Genomic DNA, 15,575 nt, shown 5'->3' with positions numbered 1-15,575 from the left:
TTCTTTCACTTCCACAAGCCCCATGTCCACCTCCCCGCTCAGCGCCCTCGAAAACCCCGGCGAGTTCATCGCCCGTCACATTGGCGTCAGCGCCGCCGACGAGCAGCGGATGCTCTCTGTCATTGGCGAGTCTTCGCGCCAGGCGCTGATTGACTCCATCGTTCCGCGCAGCATTGCGCGTGCGCAAGCCATGGATCTTCCTCCTGCGGTGACTGAAGCTGCCGCGCTGGAGGAGCTGAAAGCCATCGCGAGCAAGAACAAGGTGATGAAAAGCTTCATTGGCCAGGGGTACTACGGGACGCACACCCCGGGCGTGATCCTGCGCAATATTCTGGAAAACCCGGCCTGGTACACGGCCTACACCCCGTATCAGGCCGAGATCAGTCAGGGCCGCATGGAGGCGCTGGTCAACTTCCAGACCATGGTGTCCGATTTGACGGGCATGGACATTGCCAACGCATCCATGCTCGATGAAGCCACCGCCGCAGCTGAGGCGATGACCCTTGCTCGGCGCAGCGTGAAGGCCAAGGGACAGGCCATTGTCGTCAGTGGTGATACTCATCCGCAGACTATCGAGGTCATGCGCACACGCGCCGCGCCGCTGGGCCTGGAGATCAAGCTGGCCAATTCGGCTGCCGAGTGGGACACCGCACTGGCGGCTGACGACTACTTCGCAGCGTTCATACAGTACCCGGCCAGCAGCGGCTGGCTGCATGACTGGAGCAAAGACGCCGAGACGATCCACGCTAAGGGCGCCGCAGTGATTTTCGCCGCCGATCTGCTAGCGCTCACGCTGCTGAAGGCGCCGGGTGAAATGGGGGCCGACATCGTGGTGGGCAGTGCGCAGCGCTTCGGCATGCCGATGGGCGCGGGTGGCCCCCACGCGGGGTTCATGGCCTGCCGCGACGAGTTCAAGCGTTCGCTGCCTGGCCGGCTGGTTGGCGTAAGTGTGGATGCACATGGCAAGCCAGCGTATCGGCTGGCGCTGCAAACGCGCGAGCAGCATATCCGCCGCGAAAAAGCGACCAGCAACATTTGCACGGCCCAGGTGCTGCCGGCGGTCATGGCGAGCATGTATGCGGTCTACCATGGCCCCGTCGGCCTGAAGCGCATCGCCGCGCGGGTGGCATGCCTCACAGCCATTTTGTCGGCCGGGTTGAAGCAGCTTGGGTTCACTGCGACCCACCACCAGTCGGCGTTTGACACACTCTGCCTGAAAACCGACGATGCCACCGACGCCATTGCCGCACGTGCCGTTGCGGCAGGGGCCAACTTGCGCAAGGCTTGGGGCACCTACCTCTGCATTGCGCTGGATGAAACCAGCACGCGCTCTGATGTGGAGCTGATCTGGCAGATTTTTGCTGACGGCCAGACTCTGCCCTATTTCCCGGTACTTGAAGCCGCCGCCTCCGACCTCATTCCCGCGGAATTGCGCCGCACCAGCGCTTACCTGACGCACCCGGTGTTCAATACACACCATAGCGAAACCAGCATGCTGCGGTATATCCGCATGCTGTCAGACAAGGATTTGGCGCTCGATCGCAGCATGATCCCGCTGGGCAGCTGCACCATGAAGCTGAACGCCACCAGCGAGATGATTCCCATCACCTGGCCGGAGTTTGCCAATATTCACCCTTTCGCACCTGCAGATCAACTGCTCGGCTACCATGAGCTGGATGTCTTGCTGCGCCGCTGGTTGAGCAGCATTACCGGCTATGCCGATGTCAGCTTGCAGCCCAACGCGGGCAGCCAGGGAGAGTATGCCGGCCTGCTCGCCATCAAGGCTTGGCATGATGCCAATGGGCAGAGCCAGCGAGACATCTGCCTGATTCCTGCCAGCGCCCACGGAACCAACCCGGCCAGTGCCCAGATGGCCGGTTTGAAAGTTGTCGTGACCGCCACCGACAGTCAGGGCAACGTTGACATGGCCGACCTGAAGGCCAAGTGCGAGCAGCATGGCGAGCGCCTAGCTTGCGTCATGATCACCTACCCGAGCACGCATGGTGTGTTCGAAACCCAGGTAAAAGAGCTTTGCAAACTGGTGCACAGCCATGGAGGGCGGGTCTACCTGGATGGCGCCAACATGAATGCCATGGTGGGTGTGGCCGCGCCGGGCGAGTTTGGTGGGGACGTAAGTCACCTCAACCTGCACAAGACTTTCTGCATACCCCACGGTGGCGGCGGGCCCGGTGTGGGTCCTGTGTGCGTGGTTGAAGATCTGGTGCCTTATCTGCCGGGCCACCCTACCGCTGGCTTGAAAGGTGGCGTAGGTGCCATTAGCGCCGCCCCGTATGGCAATGCGTCGGTGTTGCCTATCAGCTGGATGTACATCCGCATGATGGGCGCTGCCGGCCTCACGCACGCCACCGAGACGGCGATTCTCAGTGCCAATTACATCAGCAAGCGCCTGCAGCCTCATTACCCCACGCTGTACGCCAGCAAGAACGGCCACGTGGCGCATGAGTGCATTCTGGATCTGCGCGGCTTGAAGGAGACCAGCGGCGTGATGGCCGAGGACGTGGCCAAGCGTTTGGCGGACTACGGTTTCCATGCCCCGACGCTGAGTTTCCCTGTCGCCAACACGCTCATGGTTGAGCCCACTGAAAGCGAAACGCTGGACGAACTGGACCGATTCATCGACGCCATGATTGCCATCCGCGAGGAGATCCGCAAAATCGAGAAGGGTGAGTGGCCCCGCGAGGATAACCCGCTGAAGAATGCTCCGCACACCGCAGAATCACTGCTCGCTGCAGAGTGGGACCACCCCTACCCGCGCGACGTGGGTGCCGCCGGCGCCGCCCACAGGGCGAGCGGTGTCAAATACTGGCCGCCGGTCAGCCGCATCGACAATGTCTACGGCGATCGCAATCTGTTCTGCAGTTGCGTGCCGCTGGCAGAATTCGAGGGTTGAAGGAGTTTCCAGTCACGCCATGCCCACGCACATTCCCAATTCGAGGTCCATCACTGACGTACGCGGCGTGGAGGTTGGGCATTTCACCGACACCCGTCGCCCTACGGGGTGCAGCGTGGTCATTACCCGTTCGGGTGCTGTTGGTGGGGTAGATGTGCGCGGAGCTGCCCCTGGAACGCGCGAAACCGATCTTCTGGACCCAGCCAATCTGGTGAACAGCGTACACGCGGTGATGCTCTCCGGCGGCAGCGCTTTCGGGCTTGATGCTGCAAGCGGCGTGATGCGTTGGCTCGATGAGCGCGGCATTGGCCTTGACGTGGGCACGGCGCGCGTGCCCATTGTTCCCGCTGCGGTACTTTTTGATCTGCACGTGGGCGACGCTCGGATCCGACCCGATGCCGCGGGAGGCTACGCCGCGTGCCAGGCGGCGAGCACGGCAGCCCCCGCACAAGGGAATGTGGGTGCAGGCACGGGCGCGTGCGTGGGCAAGATGTTTGGCATGGAATTCGCCATGAAGGGCGGCATTGGCAGCGCCGCGGTATCCGTCGATGGCGTCACGGTAGGCGCACTGATTGCCGTCAATGCGTTGGGTGACGTGCTCGACACCGAAACCGGTGCCTTGCTCGCCGGTGCTCGCACAGCGGACGGCAACGGTCTTCGCAACAGCCATCAATCTCTGCTGGCTGGCGAACCTCCGCTGGCGATACTGGCTGGAACCAACACCACCATTGGCGTCATCGCCACTGACGCCGCTCTTACCAAAGCGCAGGCGCAGCGTCTCGCGGGTGCCGGACACGATGGCCTGGCGCGTGCCATTCGGCCCGTGCACACCCTCTACGATGGCGACACTCTATTCGCGTTGGGCACCGGGCAGGTAGATCGTTCGCCGGGTTTGAACGTGCTGGCCGTCATGGCCGCCGAGGCGGTTTCGCGTGCGTGTGCGAATGCAGTGCGCGCTGCGCAAACCCTGAGGCTTCCGGGCCTTTGGTTGCCCTCAGCCTCCGAGCTGGCGGCCCGGCTTCATAGCGGTCTGTAGCCGCTTCCAGGATGATGGATAAACTGCGCCACACCCTGCTGCTGTGGGCCTTGTCGCTACGCGACATGCTGATATCTGCTGGCCCGGTGGCGCTGCTTGCCGGGGCATTGCTGGCAGGCGCATACTGGTGGCTGGATCCGCAGCCCCCTGAGCATGTGTCGCTGGCCACTGGGCCTGCCGGAAGCGCCTATGCGGAGTTTGGCCAGCGCTATGCGCGTGCCCTGCTCCGAGACCGCATCGTTGTGGATATGCAGGTCACCGGGGGGTCTCAGGCCAATATTCAGGCCCTGCGCTCAGGAGCCGCTGATGTGGCCTTTGTGCGAGGCGGAAGTGCTGATGCCGCAGCGGACACAGAGGCAGGCATCGAGTCACTCGGTGCTCTGTTCTACGAGCCGCTCTGGCTGTTCTACCGCGTAGACGCCCTGAAACCGGAAATCCAAGCAGCTCCAGCCCGAAGATCATCCGCTGGCACGCGAGTGGCCGCGGCACACGTGAACGAGGCCGTCCCGCCGCTGAGCACCTTTGGGCAACTGAAAGGCCTGCGGGTCAATGTGGATCAACCGGGCAGCGGTGTGCCGGACATCATGCAGCGCCTTCTGGCAGCCAACGGCCTTGGTGATGCCGCGCTCCAGCTCAGCCAACTGGCCCCTGAATCTGCCGCCGAGGCGCTGCAGGGAGGCCTCATTGATGCCATGGTTCTGATGACTACCCCCGAATCACCGGTGGTTGGCAGGCTGCTGCGCGCGCCTGGCATTGCTCTGATGGATGTGGCACAGGCCGATGCCTACGCCCGGCGATTCCCGTTTCTGCAGACGGTGACCTTGCCCCGTGGTGTCGTTGAACTGGCGGCCGATATTCCGCCACAAGACATCAGCCTGTTGGCCACGACCACCAGTTTGTTGACGCGAGATGAAACGCATCCGGCGCTGCGCCAGTTGTTCGCCCAGACGGCGCAAGGGCTTCACAGCGATGCGGGGTGGATCAACCGGGCACGCGATTTTCCGAACACGCGAACCAGTGAGTTGCCCGTGAGTCCTGAGGGCGACCGCGCGATCAATGGCACACCACCGTTCTGGCAGAGCTATCTGCCTTTCTGGGCCAGTAACCTGCTGCAGCGCATGTGGTTGGTGATTGGTGGTGTGATTGTGCTGCTCCTGCCACTCAGCCGCGTGGTGCCGCCGCTCTACACTTTTCGTGTGCGCCGGCGCGTGTTCCGTTGGTATGCCCGCTTGCGCGACATCGAGGCCAAGCTGGATAAAGCCGGCGCTGATCGGCGCCTGTTGCTGAACGAACTGGACGAACTCGACCGCGTGGCCAACCAGATTGCCGTACCGCTGGCGCATGCGGAGGAGTTGTACGCTCTGCGTCACAACATAGACATCGTGCGGCAGCGCGCGCTGAGCAAATTGGCCCCCGCCAATCAATAACGATAGAACATTTCCTGCGCCAGTGCCGCGTCGGTGGTGCGCGTGAGCGCCAAAGCCGCCAGCAGGCGAGCGCGCGGCGGGTTCTGGTCGTCGGTCACGATCCAGCCGTGCGCATCGTCGGGCGCGTTGGCATTGCGGATCACCGGGCCGGCCCCGGTGCGAGAGGCACGTACCAGCCATACGCCTCTTTCACGCAAGGCAGTGAAATGATCGTGCAGATAGGCCGGCACTGTGCCCCCGCCGAACCCGGCGTGCACGATGGCGCGCGCTCCCACTTGAACCCAGCTGTCGAAGATCTCTGCCCGCATGTTGCCGTGGCTGGCCACCATCCCCACCAGCGGCAGCGCGTCAAGCGTCGTGATGTCGAACTCGCTTTGGGCCGTATGCGGTCGTGGCAGGGCGCGGTACCAGCGCGGTAAACCCTCCACCACCAGACCCAGGGGGCCATAAGGTGAGGCGAAGGCGTCCAGGTGCATCGAGTGGACCTTGGTGACATCGCGAGCGCTGTGGATTTCCTCGTTCATGACCACCAGTACACCGCGTTGGCTGGAGCTGGGGTGTGCGGCAACCGCCACAGCGTGCAGCAAGTTGGCGGGGCCATCGGCCGCAAGAGCAGTGCCCGGCCGCATCGATCCGGTGAACACGATGGGTTTCGGGCTTTTGACGGTGAGGTGAAGAAAATATGCGCTTTCTTCCATGGTGTCTGTCCCGTGGGTCACGACCACGGCGTCCACATCGTCTCGTGCGCAAAGCTCAGACACACGTCGTGCAAGCATCAAGAGCTTGTCATCGGTGAAATCGGCTGAGTCAATCTGAAGTAGTTGTTCGGCCTGCAAATGTGCGAGGCGGGCCAGCTGCGGTACACGCGCCATGAGTTCGCCGGCATCTACCAAGGCGGCTCGGTACGCGGCAGAATGGGCTTCTTTGCCTTCGCTTTCGGTTCCGGCGCCGGCAATGGTGCCGCCAGTGGCCACCAGGGCTATGCGTGGGAGCGGCTCGGGAGGGAATGTTGTCATGAGCGGCATTGTCAACCCACATCCGGCTTCAGGTACATGCATTGCCGCGCAGGAAGGCGTGCCCTACACTGATTGCTGCGGAGTGGGGTAGTCATGAGAGTCCTGTTTCCCCGTCATTCGCCTGTTTCGAGGAGCTTCGATGAACAAACTTGCCGCCTTCCTGCTCGCATTAGCCACGGCATCGGCATCGGCACCTGCGCTTGCGGCGCTCAAGCCCGGTGACCAGGCGCCGGTGTTCAAGACCCCGGCGGCATTGGCCGGTCAGGCTTTTGACTTCGACATGGCAGAAGCTTTGAAGAAAGGGCCTGTGGTGCTCTACTTTTTCCCCAAGGCTTTCACGCGCGGGTGCACTGTCGAGGCCAACGCCTTTGCCGAGGCCACGCCGGCATTTGCCGCACTCGGGGCGACCGTCATTGGCATATCGCATGACAGCATCGATACCCTCAAACGCTTTTCACGTGAGGAGTGCCGGGACAAATTCGCCGTCGGCTCCGATCCAAAAGCGCGAACCATCAAGGCCTACGATGCAGGCTCGCTCATGCCGGGCATGGCCAGTCGCATTTCGTATGTAGTCGGGCAGGACGGAAAAATTGCTTTCACCCACGAGGGCAGCAACCCGATGGAGCATGTCGAGGCCACGATGCGGGCCGTGAAGAAGCTGAAATAAAGCACCCCATGTGAAATGTGGGCTGGATATGCGGGTTTTTCAGGAGAAGGAAGCGTGCAACCAACGTACTAATTTGCCGCTTTTTGATTCAAGATAGGGCATGCCCTTTTCATGCCCTTCACCGTTTCAGATGGCTAATTCCGTTCTCGGCGCATTCGATGCAATAGGTACCAGGGTTCGTCGCTGGTCTTTCAGGTTTACCAGCGCTTTGGCATTGTCGGCCGCTGTCACAACTGTCTTTGCGCAGCAGGCTGAACCGATTGTCATTGTCGTTCCTTACGCTCAAAACGGCCCCACGGACCGAACTTTGCGTGCCATGGTCCCCCCGCTCAGTCGGGCTCTGGGCGGTACCCCCATCACCGTGAAAAACGTGGCTAGTCCAGGCGGTGTGGACGGCCTGGCCGAGGTCGCCAAAGCCAAGCCCGATGGTCGCACGCTGCTGTTCACCAACACCAACGTGGCCTTGCTGCCGGCGTTGGGCCAAAAGCTCTCATTTGACCCCAGGAACGATTTTGCCTACCTTGGTTTGGTGCTTGAATCTCCCATGGTGGTGTTGGGCCGGCCCAGCCTGAAGGCGCAGACACCGAAGGAGCTGGCCGAGTGGCTTGCCAATACCAATGGAAAAGACATCCGTCTGGCTGATGCCGGTGCCGGCTCTGCATCGTACCTGTGCGGGCTGTTCCTTCAGAGTCTCGTGCGCAAGAGTTTTACCAGGCAGGATTTTCCTGGCAGTGCACCCGCTCTTACCGCGCTGAAGGAGGGTAAGGTCGACATCCTGTGTGACCAGACCCCCTCGGTCAAGGCTCCTCTGGCGGCTGGTCAGGTGCGTGGCTATGCCCTGACCACGGGAACCCCCATGGCCATGGCGCCTTTCGGAGACCTCACCACCTTGCGCCGCATGTTCTCGCGTGAGCTCGAGTTGTCAATCTGGCATGGTTTCTATGCGCCCAAGGGGCTGGCGCCCGATCTGCAAGTGCAGCTTAATGCTGCCATCCGCAAGGCGGCTGCAGATCCTGCCTTCGTGGCTGATCAACAAGCTCAAGGCGTCGTCATGGTAACTGGCCGTCGCCTGACGCCGGAGGGCCACAAGACCTACATCGAGCAGACCATTCCCCTATGGCACTTGATTGTGTCGGTTAGCAAGGGATCGAAGTAAGCCCGGCTTGTGAGCCTGTTCCCAATCAAGGGGGCCGGATTTGCCGCCCCCCGATAAAGCCGCGACCAGCGCATACCGATCGCCATAGGCGGCCCTTTAAGAAGTCGCCATGTCTTCGGCCAGATCGAAGTGACGGTAGTCGAAACCGGTCACTACGACAGCGCGCTCAGGGATCATCCCGGAGGATTTTTCTTATTTCAGGGCTTTGTACCGCACTCGGTGCGGCCGAGCGCCTTCTTCGCCCAGACGCTTGACCTTGTCAGCTTCGTATTCCTGATAGTTGCCATCGAAGAAATTCCACTGCGAATCGCCTTCGGCCGCCAGAATGTGGGTACAAATGCGGTCGAGGAACCAGCGGTCGTGGCTGATGACCATGACGCTGCCGGCAAACTCCAGCAGGGCGTCTTCCAGGGCGCGCAGGGTTTCCACGTCGAGGTCGTTGGAAGGCTCGTCAAGCAGCAGAACGTTACCGCCCTGCATAAGTGTCTTGGCCAAGTGCAGGCGACCGCGCTCGCCGCCGGAGAGCATGCCCACTTTCTTCTGCTGGTCCTGGCCGTTGAAGTTAAAGCGGCCCGCATAGGCTCGGCTGGGCATCTGGAACTTGCCGACGGTGATGATGTCCAGGCCACCCGAAATGTCTTCCCACACAGATTTATCGTTGGCCAGGTCATCACGGCTTTGGTCGACGAAGGCCATTTGCACGGTCTTGCCGATCGACACTTCACCAACGTCAGGTTGTTCCACCCCGGCAATCAGTTTGAATAGCGTGGATTTACCGGCGCCGTTCGGGCCGATGATGCCGACGATGGCGCCGGCGGGCACCTTGAAACTCAGGTTGTCGATCAGCAGGCGATCGCCAAAGCTCTTGCTCACACCCTTGAACTCAATCACTTCAGTGCCAAGGCGCTCAGCCACAGGAATGAAAATCTCCTGCGTCTCATTGCGCTTTTGGTATTCGTAGTCGGAAAGCTCCTCAAAGCGGGCCAGGCGGGCCTTCGATTTGGCTTGGCGGCCCTTGGGGTTCTGGCGTGCCCATTCCAGTTCCTTTTTCATGGCCTTGGCGCGAGCGTCTTCAGTTCTTTGCTCCTGCTTCAGGCGAGCATCTTTTTGCTCCAGCCAGAGCGAGTAATTGCCCTTGTAAGGAATGCCGTGGCCCCGGTCCAGTTCCAGAATCCATTCGGCGGCATTGTCCAGGAAGTAGCGATCGTGCGTAATCGCCACTACTGTGCCGGTAAAGCGCTTGAGAAAGATCTCCAGCCATTCGACAGACTCGGCGTCCAAGTGGTTGGTTGGTTCGTCCAGCAGCAGCATGTCAGGCTTGGACAGCAGCAGTTTGCACAGTGCCACACGGCGCTTTTCACCGCCGGAGAGCTTGCCGATCACGGCATCCCATGGGGGCAGGCGCAGCGCATCTGCGGCAATCTCCAGTTGATGCTCGCTGTCGGTGCCAGCGGCCGCAATAATGGCCTCAAGCTTGCCTTGCTCATCGCTCAGGGCGTCGAAGTCTGCATCTGGCTCCGCATAGGCGGCGTAGATTTCTTCCAGACGAGCTTTGGCCGCATTGACCTCACCCATCGCCAGTTCGACTTCCTCGCGCACCGTATGCTCGGGATTGAGTTGCGGTTCCTGCGGCAAATAGCCGATATCCAGGCCCGGCATGGGAATGGCTTCACCCTCAATATCCTTGTCGATGCCGGCCATGATTTTCAGCAGCGTCGACTTGCCTGAGCCGTTGAGACCCAGCACGCCAATCTTGGCGCCCGGGAAAAAGCTCAAGGAAATATCCTTGAGGATATGTCGTTTGGGCGGCACGATCTTGCCGACGCGGTTCATGGAAAAAACGTATTGAGCCATGGTGCCTCTTCTCTACAATACTATGTAATTGATAGCTGAATGCGCACGCATGGCGGCTTCCACAGGCTTTGTGAACCTGTGTCGCCGCCAAAGGCGCAGTGAGCTGATTGGAGGCCGGCAGATCGGAGCAGTCTCGCTCCCGCGCCGGCAGAACAACCCCGATTATCGGCGCACCCGGGTTCCGCAGGCCAGGGGCAGGTCATTTGACGTATGAAATCGTTGCAGAGGGGGCTTGTCGCTGTTGAGCTACCAGCGGAGGGCGGCAGTGCAAGACTTGCCTGTGCCACCGCGCAACTGGCTTTGCATGGCTGCCGTGCAGGCGAATCCACAGAGCGATTGAAGGGCCGCAATGGAATTACATCGAGCGTGAGCTTTCATGGACTCCTTCGCTCTGCTGAGGCCGTATGCCGGGATGTGCGCCCGGCAGCGCAGTTACTTTTTTTGCTCCGCCAAAAACAGTAACCAAAAAGGCGGACCCCACGTGGAGTGTCCCTGCGCTTCGCTTCGGGCAACCTGCGCTACTCACGCAAGGGGAGGCGCCGCTGAACTCCCTTTGTTCGCTTCGCTCACGCCGGTCAAACAGCAGCGGCGAGTCAGTTCACGAAACAAGGGCATCTTGCAGTGCCCTTGCCCTCCCCTTGCGCTGCGTTGCTCGGCACTCCCCGAGGGGCAAGGAAACCTGACTCGGGCCATTGCTTCGCTCGGCCCAACTTTAGGGAAAGACGCGTCAGCGCACCGGGTATTAACTGTGTTCCCGAATTGTTGGAACTTAACTTTTTGCCGACTAGCACGCTTCAGATAGCGTCGGAGCAAACCATTTCAGGGCACCCGCGGAGCTGGCTTTGCCAGGCCGCTGGGTGCGTCCCCCTCAGGGGGATAGCGCGCAAGCGCTTCAGGGGTTGGTTGTATTCTTGAATAGGCTTCAAGTGGCTGCGGAGCAAGCCATGCGCGGGCCGCCGCGGAGCTGGCTTTGCCAGGCCGCTGGCGGCGTCCCCCTCAGGGGGATAGCGCGTAAGCGCTTCAGGGGGTTATAATTACCTTGCTTGCGGAACACCAGTTCGCCGCAACGCCAGCAGTTTTGCTGGGGCCTTATGCAGACACCATGCATGCCGAGGCCTACATCTGAACCCGATCTGCCCTTCACTGGCCGGTATCCACCGGAGCGGGCAGGCGCCAAGCGCCCATTAAGAATACAGGCGCCTCCTTTAATGAACTTTGATGATCTGAACCTGGCCGAGAACCTTCTCAAGGCCGTGCATGAGCAGGGCTACACGCAGCCCACTCCCATTCAAGCCCAAGCGATTCCGGCCGTACTCGACGGCCATGATCTCTTGGCTGGCGCGCAAACAGGCACCGGCAAAACGGCCGCGTTCACGCTGCCTTTGCTCGACAAGCTGAGCCGCACTCCGGCAGCCACGCCCGGTGCCATACGCGCGCTGGTGCTGGCACCCACCCGAGAGCTAGCCGCGCAGGTCGAGGAATCGGTACGAACCTACGGCAAGTACCTGGACCTGAACTCCACCGTCATCTTCGGTGGCGTGGGCATGAACCCGCAAATCCAGCGCATCAAGCGCGGCGTCGACATCCTGGTGGCCACGCCAGGCCGCTTGCTTGATCTGCAAGGCCAGGGCTACATCGACTTGTCTCACGTCGAAGTATTGGTCCTAGACGAAGCGGACCGCATGCTCGACATGGGCTTCATTCACGATGTGAAGAAGGTCCTGGCCATGCTGCCCAAGGCCAAGCAGAGTCTGCTGTTTTCGGCTACCTTCAGCGACGAAATCCGCGAGTTGGCGGGCAACCTGCTGAAAGATCCGAAAAGCATCCAGGTGACGCCTCCCAACACGACCGTGGAGCGCATCAGTCAGTTGATCTACCCGGTCGGTCGCACCCGCAAGAAGGAAGTGCTGGCCCATCTGATCGGCGAGGGTAACTGGAGCCAGGTGCTGGTATTTACCCGAACGAAATACGGCGCCAACAACGTGGCCGAATACCTGTCCAAGCACGGCATCAAGGCGATGGCGCTGCATGGCAACAAGAGCCAGAGTGCTCGCACACAGGCTCTTGCTGAGTTCAAGAGCGGAGATCTGCGTGCTCTGGTCGCCACTGACATCGCGGCGCGCGGTATCGATATCGACGAGCTGCCGCACGTCGTCAACTACGACATTCCCAACGTGGCCGAAGACTACGTGCACCGGATTGGCCGCACTGGTCGCGCGGGCGCCACTGGCCAGGCGGTCAGCCTGGTTTGCATGGATGAAGAAGGCTTCATGATGGAGATCGAGCGCTTCACCAAGCAGCAGATTCCCGTGCAAATCCTGGATGGCTTTGGCCCTGCACCCGATGAAAGGGCTGAGCCCATTGCCATGGGTCGTCAGACTCTGTGGGGTGGCCTCGGAAAGCCGCCGGGCCGGGAGGTCATGGCCGCTGCTGCCAAGGCTGCGCGCCAGGAAATGATGCAGCGCATCCGTGAGAACAAGGGAACCCAAGGCGGACGCGGCCAAGGTGGTCGCGGCCAGGCGCAAGCCCGCCGACCCCAGCGTGGCGACGGCGATAGCCGCATGAACGCGCCGGAAGGTGCCGAGTTCTCAGCCGATGTTCCTCGCGACGACAGCCAGTCGCCACGGCAGGGCCCAAATGGTCCGCGCGCGCCAGGTCAGCCAGGCAATGGGCGCAACGGCCGCCGTCGCCGCAGCGGTGGCGGTGTCAACAACGGCCCACGTCCGCCGCAGCAAGGTCAGCCGCGTGATGCAGTCCAGGGTTTCGATAGCGATTACGACGACCGCGAACCCGATCGTCTGCCGCGGAACATCGATCCGTTGCAGACGAACCTGCACGGTAAGCGCCATCGGACTGCCCCAGGCTACGGTGCTGCAGGCCAGCCCGACCCGATGCGTACCAGCATCGACGTGATGGCCAAGTCCGGCGGTAATCGAAATCGCGGTCGCTCTGGCGGCGGTGGTGGTGGTGGTGGCGGCTACGGCGGCGGTTCTGGCGGCGGCGGTGGCGGCCGAGGCGGGAACTGGCGCGGAGGCGGCGGGTTTGGCCGCTAACTGGCACAGCCCTTCGTGATCTGCGGAGGGCACCTGCACAAAAAAAGCGCCCTGGCTTGATGGTCAGGGCGCTTTTTTCATAGGGATGCCCTGCATAGCCCTCGCGAGTCGGTGGTAGTGCGGATCGGGATGAGGCGCAAGGCGTCTTTTTGCAGCCAATAGCCCAGCTATTGGCAAGAAAAGCAACGCAGCGGATCGCCCGAGGCCGTGCTGCCACCGACCGCAGGGAGTTATGCGGGGCATCCCTAACGACTTCAGGAAATCAACTCGGCCGCATTCAATCCAGCCTCGGCTCTCAGCAGAGCTGCCTTGTCGGTTTTTTCCCAGCTGAACTCTGGTTCATCGCGGCCGAAGTGTCCGTAGGCGGCGGTCTTCTGATAAATCGGGCGCAAGAGATCCAGCATCTGAATAATGCCTTTGGGGCGCAGGTCGAAGTGCGCACGCACTAGCTTGGCGATCTCTTCGTCAGGAATGGCGCCGGTGCCTTCGGTATACACGGTAATGTTCATCGGCTCGGCCACCCCGATGGCATAAGCCACCTGAATCTGGCATTGGCGTGCGAGGCCAGCCGCGACGATATTCTTGGCAACATAGCGTGCGGCGTAAGCGGCGCTGCGGTCCACCTTGGTTGGGTCCTTGCCGCTGAAAGCTCCGCCGCCATGTGGGCAGGCGCCGCCATAAGTGTCCACGATGATCTTGCGTCCTGTCAGGCCACAGTCACCCTGCGGACCACCGACAACGAAGCGGCCTGTCGGGTTGATCAGGTACTTGGTTTCCTGGAGCCACTCTTTGGGAAGGACTGGCTTGATGATTTCCTCGATGATGGCTTCGGTGAAGCTGGCTTTCATCGTGGTTTGTGTTTCACTCTGGTCAGGGCTGTGCTGGGTGGAAAGCACCACGGTGTCGATGCTGTGGGGTTTGCCGTCCACGTAGCGCATCGTCACCTGGCTCTTGGCATCCGGACGCAGGAAAGGCAGCTTGCCATTCTTGCGCAGTTGTGCCTGGCGCTCCACCAGCCTATGCGCGTAGTAGAGAGGCGCAGGCATCAACTCGGGCGTTTCATCGCAGGCGTAGCCGAACATCAGACCTTGGTCGCCCGCGCCGGTGTTCAGGTGGTCGTCCGAAGCATGGTCTACACCTTGAGCTATGTCATTGCTCTGCTTGTCGTAGCAGACCATGACGGCACAGCCCTTGTAATCAATGCCATACTCGGTGTTGTCGTAACCGATGCGCTTGATGGTGTCGCGTGCCACCTGAATGTAGTCCACCACTGCATTGGTGGTGATCTCGCCAGCCAACACTACCAAGCCCGTGTTGGTGAGGGTTTCAGCTGCCACGCGCGAGCGGGGGTCCTGGGCCAGAATCGCGTCAAGAATGGCGTCTGAGATCTGGTCGGCGACCTTGTCCGGGTGGCCTTCGGAAACGGACTCTGAAGTAAAGAGAAAGCTATTCGCCAGTTCCATTTGAATAAACTCCAACAGTTACGGAAAAACGCGTTGCCGTAGACCTTGCGGGAGCACTGGCGAACGCTTTAGCAGATTTTTTACGTCGCCCTGCAAGTTGCTCTGTTAACTCGGCGACACAGACCATCTTACCCTATCCATGCTGACCTTGTTTCGCTTAGTGTCGGGCTGGCCGTTGGCGCTGCTTCACCTGGTGGGTGGCACGCTAGGCTGGCTGGCTTGGCTGCTCTCGCCCACGTACAGGCGCCGTTTTGCCCAGAACGTCCGTCAGGCTGGGTACCGCTTCAGCGAGGTGCGCGCGGCTGTGGCGCATGCCGGCCGCATGGTGGCCGAAACGCCGCGCCTGTGGTTCGGTCCGCCTGTGCCCATGCAATGGTCCGGCACGGAGGTGGTGGATGCAGCCTATGCGGCGCGCCGAGGCATCGTTTTCCTAACACCGCACTTGGGGTGCTTCGAGATCACGGCTCAAGGCCTGGCGGAGCGCTACCACGCCGAATACGGACCTATCACGGTGCTTTATCGTCCGGCACGTCAGCCGGCACTCAACGAAGTGATCGAAACGGCACGTCGCCGTGAGGGGCTGGAAACAGCGCCTACCACGCTCTCCGGCGTGCGGCAAATGATCAAGGCGCTGCGCGCTGGTCGTGCCGTGGGCTTGCTGCCCGATCAAGTGCCGCCCGACGGCATGGGGCAATGGGCGCCTTTCTTTGGTCAGTCTGCCTACACCATGACCCTTGCCGCTCGGCTCATCTTGCAGACCGGTGCCACACCATTGCTGGTGTGGGGCGAGCGACTCCCTGGCGGGCAGGGATTCCGGTTGCGCTTTCAGGCGCTCGCCGAACCATTGGCAGCGGATCTGGAAGCCGCCGTGGAGCAAATCAACCGAGAGATGGAGGATCTGATCAGGCAGTGCCCACAGCAGTATTTGTGGGGGTACGGGCGCTATAAACAACCGCGCAAGACTTGACGGTGACCTGGTGAACGCTGTTTTC

The 15,575-nt window shown here is 61.3% G+C and carries 10 protein-coding genes; 7 read left to right on the top strand and 3 right to left on the bottom strand.

Annotated features, from left to right (window positions below; translation table 11 throughout):
• The first annotated feature begins 22 nt into the window (after positions 1 to 22).
• The 3 genes from gcvP to AAAK34_RS18590 are packed head-to-tail and all read left to right on the top strand — an operon-like array spanning position 23 to position 5,374.
• Complete coding sequence (gene gcvP, locus AAAK34_RS18600; RefSeq protein ID WP_231694742.1) at positions 23 to 2,911, top strand: aminomethyl-transferring glycine dehydrogenase; 2,889 nt, start codon at positions 23 to 25, stop codon at positions 2,909 to 2,911.
• A 19-nt stretch (positions 2,912 to 2,930) separates the two neighbouring features.
• Positions 2,931 to 3,947, top strand: coding sequence for a P1 family peptidase (locus tag AAAK34_RS18595; RefSeq protein ID WP_231694743.1), 1,017 nt, complete (start codon positions 2,931 to 2,933; stop codon positions 3,945 to 3,947).
• 11 nt (positions 3,948 to 3,958) lie between these two features.
• Positions 3,959 to 5,374, top strand: coding sequence for a TAXI family TRAP transporter solute-binding subunit (locus tag AAAK34_RS18590; protein WP_231694744.1), 1,416 nt, complete (start codon positions 3,959 to 3,961; stop codon positions 5,372 to 5,374).
• Here AAAK34_RS18590 and AAAK34_RS18585 read toward each other — a convergent pair.
• On the bottom strand, positions 5,368 to 6,390 hold the full coding sequence (locus tag AAAK34_RS18585) for an asparaginase (RefSeq protein ID WP_231694745.1): 1,023 nt from the start codon (positions 6,388 to 6,390) through the stop codon (positions 5,368 to 5,370). The two genes, AAAK34_RS18590 and AAAK34_RS18585, sit on opposite strands and share 7 nt — an antisense overlap.
• A 139-nt stretch (positions 6,391 to 6,529) precedes the next feature.
• On the opposite strand from AAAK34_RS18585, the gene AAAK34_RS18580 reads away from it, so the two are divergent.
• The gene (locus tag AAAK34_RS18580) at positions 6,530 to 7,057 is read left to right on the top strand and encodes a peroxiredoxin (RefSeq protein ID WP_231694746.1); all 528 of its coding nucleotides are present in this window, start codon (positions 6,530 to 6,532) and stop codon (positions 7,055 to 7,057) included.
• Positions 7,058 to 7,187: 130 nt separating this feature from the next.
• Positions 7,188 to 8,213, top strand: a complete 1,026-nt coding sequence (locus AAAK34_RS18575; RefSeq protein ID WP_431777554.1) for a tripartite tricarboxylate transporter substrate-binding protein — start codon at positions 7,188 to 7,190, stop codon at positions 8,211 to 8,213.
• Between the two features lie 192 nt (positions 8,214 to 8,405).
• Here AAAK34_RS18575 and ettA read toward each other — a convergent pair whose 3' ends face one another.
• Positions 8,406 to 10,067 (bottom strand): energy-dependent translational throttle protein EttA, encoded by a 1,662-nt coding sequence (ettA, locus tag AAAK34_RS18570; protein WP_231694748.1) that lies wholly within the window; start codon positions 10,065 to 10,067, stop codon positions 8,406 to 8,408.
• A gap of 1,208 nt (positions 10,068 to 11,275) precedes the next feature.
• On the opposite strand from ettA, the gene AAAK34_RS18565 reads away from it, so the two are divergent.
• A complete protein-coding gene (locus AAAK34_RS18565) occupies positions 11,276 to 13,120 on the top strand; it encodes a DEAD/DEAH box helicase (RefSeq protein WP_231694749.1) in 1,845 nt (614 codons plus the stop codon).
• 254 nt (positions 13,121 to 13,374) lie between these two features.
• On the opposite strand, the gene metK is transcribed toward AAAK34_RS18565, so the two are convergent.
• Entirely contained in the window at positions 13,375 to 14,577 is a 1,203-nt protein-coding gene (metK, locus tag AAAK34_RS18560; protein ID WP_231694848.1) for a methionine adenosyltransferase, read from the bottom strand.
• Positions 14,578 to 14,722: 145 nt separating this feature from the next.
• Here metK and AAAK34_RS18555 point away from each other — a divergent pair, with 145 nt between their 5' ends.
• The gene (locus AAAK34_RS18555) at positions 14,723 to 15,550 is read left to right on the top strand and encodes a lysophospholipid acyltransferase family protein (RefSeq protein WP_231694750.1); all 828 of its coding nucleotides are present in this window, start codon (positions 14,723 to 14,725) and stop codon (positions 15,548 to 15,550) included.
• Positions 15,551 to 15,575: the final 25 nt, after the last annotated feature.

The sequence above is a fragment of the Ottowia caeni genome (assembly GCF_050821495.1).
In the GTDB taxonomy this organism is placed as follows: domain Bacteria; phylum Pseudomonadota; class Gammaproteobacteria; order Burkholderiales; family Burkholderiaceae_C; genus Ottowia; species Ottowia caeni.
This window is presented reverse-complemented; position numbering and strand designations above follow the sequence as displayed.

What these genes read in the sequence shown, in the direction of transcription:
- AAAK34_RS18575 (WP_431777554.1), top strand. Translation starts at nt 7,188, where the DNA reads ATGGCTAATTCCGTTCTCGGCGCATTCGATGCAATAGGTACCAGGGTT.
- AAAK34_RS18565 (WP_231694749.1), top strand. Translation starts at nt 11,276, where the DNA reads ATGAACTTTGATGATCTGAACCTGGCCGAGAACCTTCTCAAGGCCGTG.
- gcvP (WP_231694742.1), top strand. Translation starts at nt 23, where the DNA reads ATGTCCACCTCCCCGCTCAGCGCCCTCGAAAACCCCGGCGAGTTCATC.
- AAAK34_RS18585 (WP_231694745.1), bottom strand. Translation starts at nt 6,390, where the DNA reads ATGACAACATTCCCTCCCGAGCCGCTCCCACGCATAGCCCTGGTGGCC.
- AAAK34_RS18595 (WP_231694743.1), top strand. Translation starts at nt 2,931, where the DNA reads ATGCCCACGCACATTCCCAATTCGAGGTCCATCACTGACGTACGCGGC.
- AAAK34_RS18555 (WP_231694750.1), top strand. Translation starts at nt 14,723, where the DNA reads ATGCTGACCTTGTTTCGCTTAGTGTCGGGCTGGCCGTTGGCGCTGCTT.
- ettA (WP_231694748.1), bottom strand. Translation starts at nt 10,067, where the DNA reads ATGGCTCAATACGTTTTTTCCATGAACCGCGTCGGCAAGATCGTGCCG.
- AAAK34_RS18590 (WP_231694744.1), top strand. Translation starts at nt 3,959, where the DNA reads ATGATGGATAAACTGCGCCACACCCTGCTGCTGTGGGCCTTGTCGCTA.
- AAAK34_RS18580 (WP_231694746.1), top strand. Translation starts at nt 6,530, where the DNA reads ATGAACAAACTTGCCGCCTTCCTGCTCGCATTAGCCACGGCATCGGCA.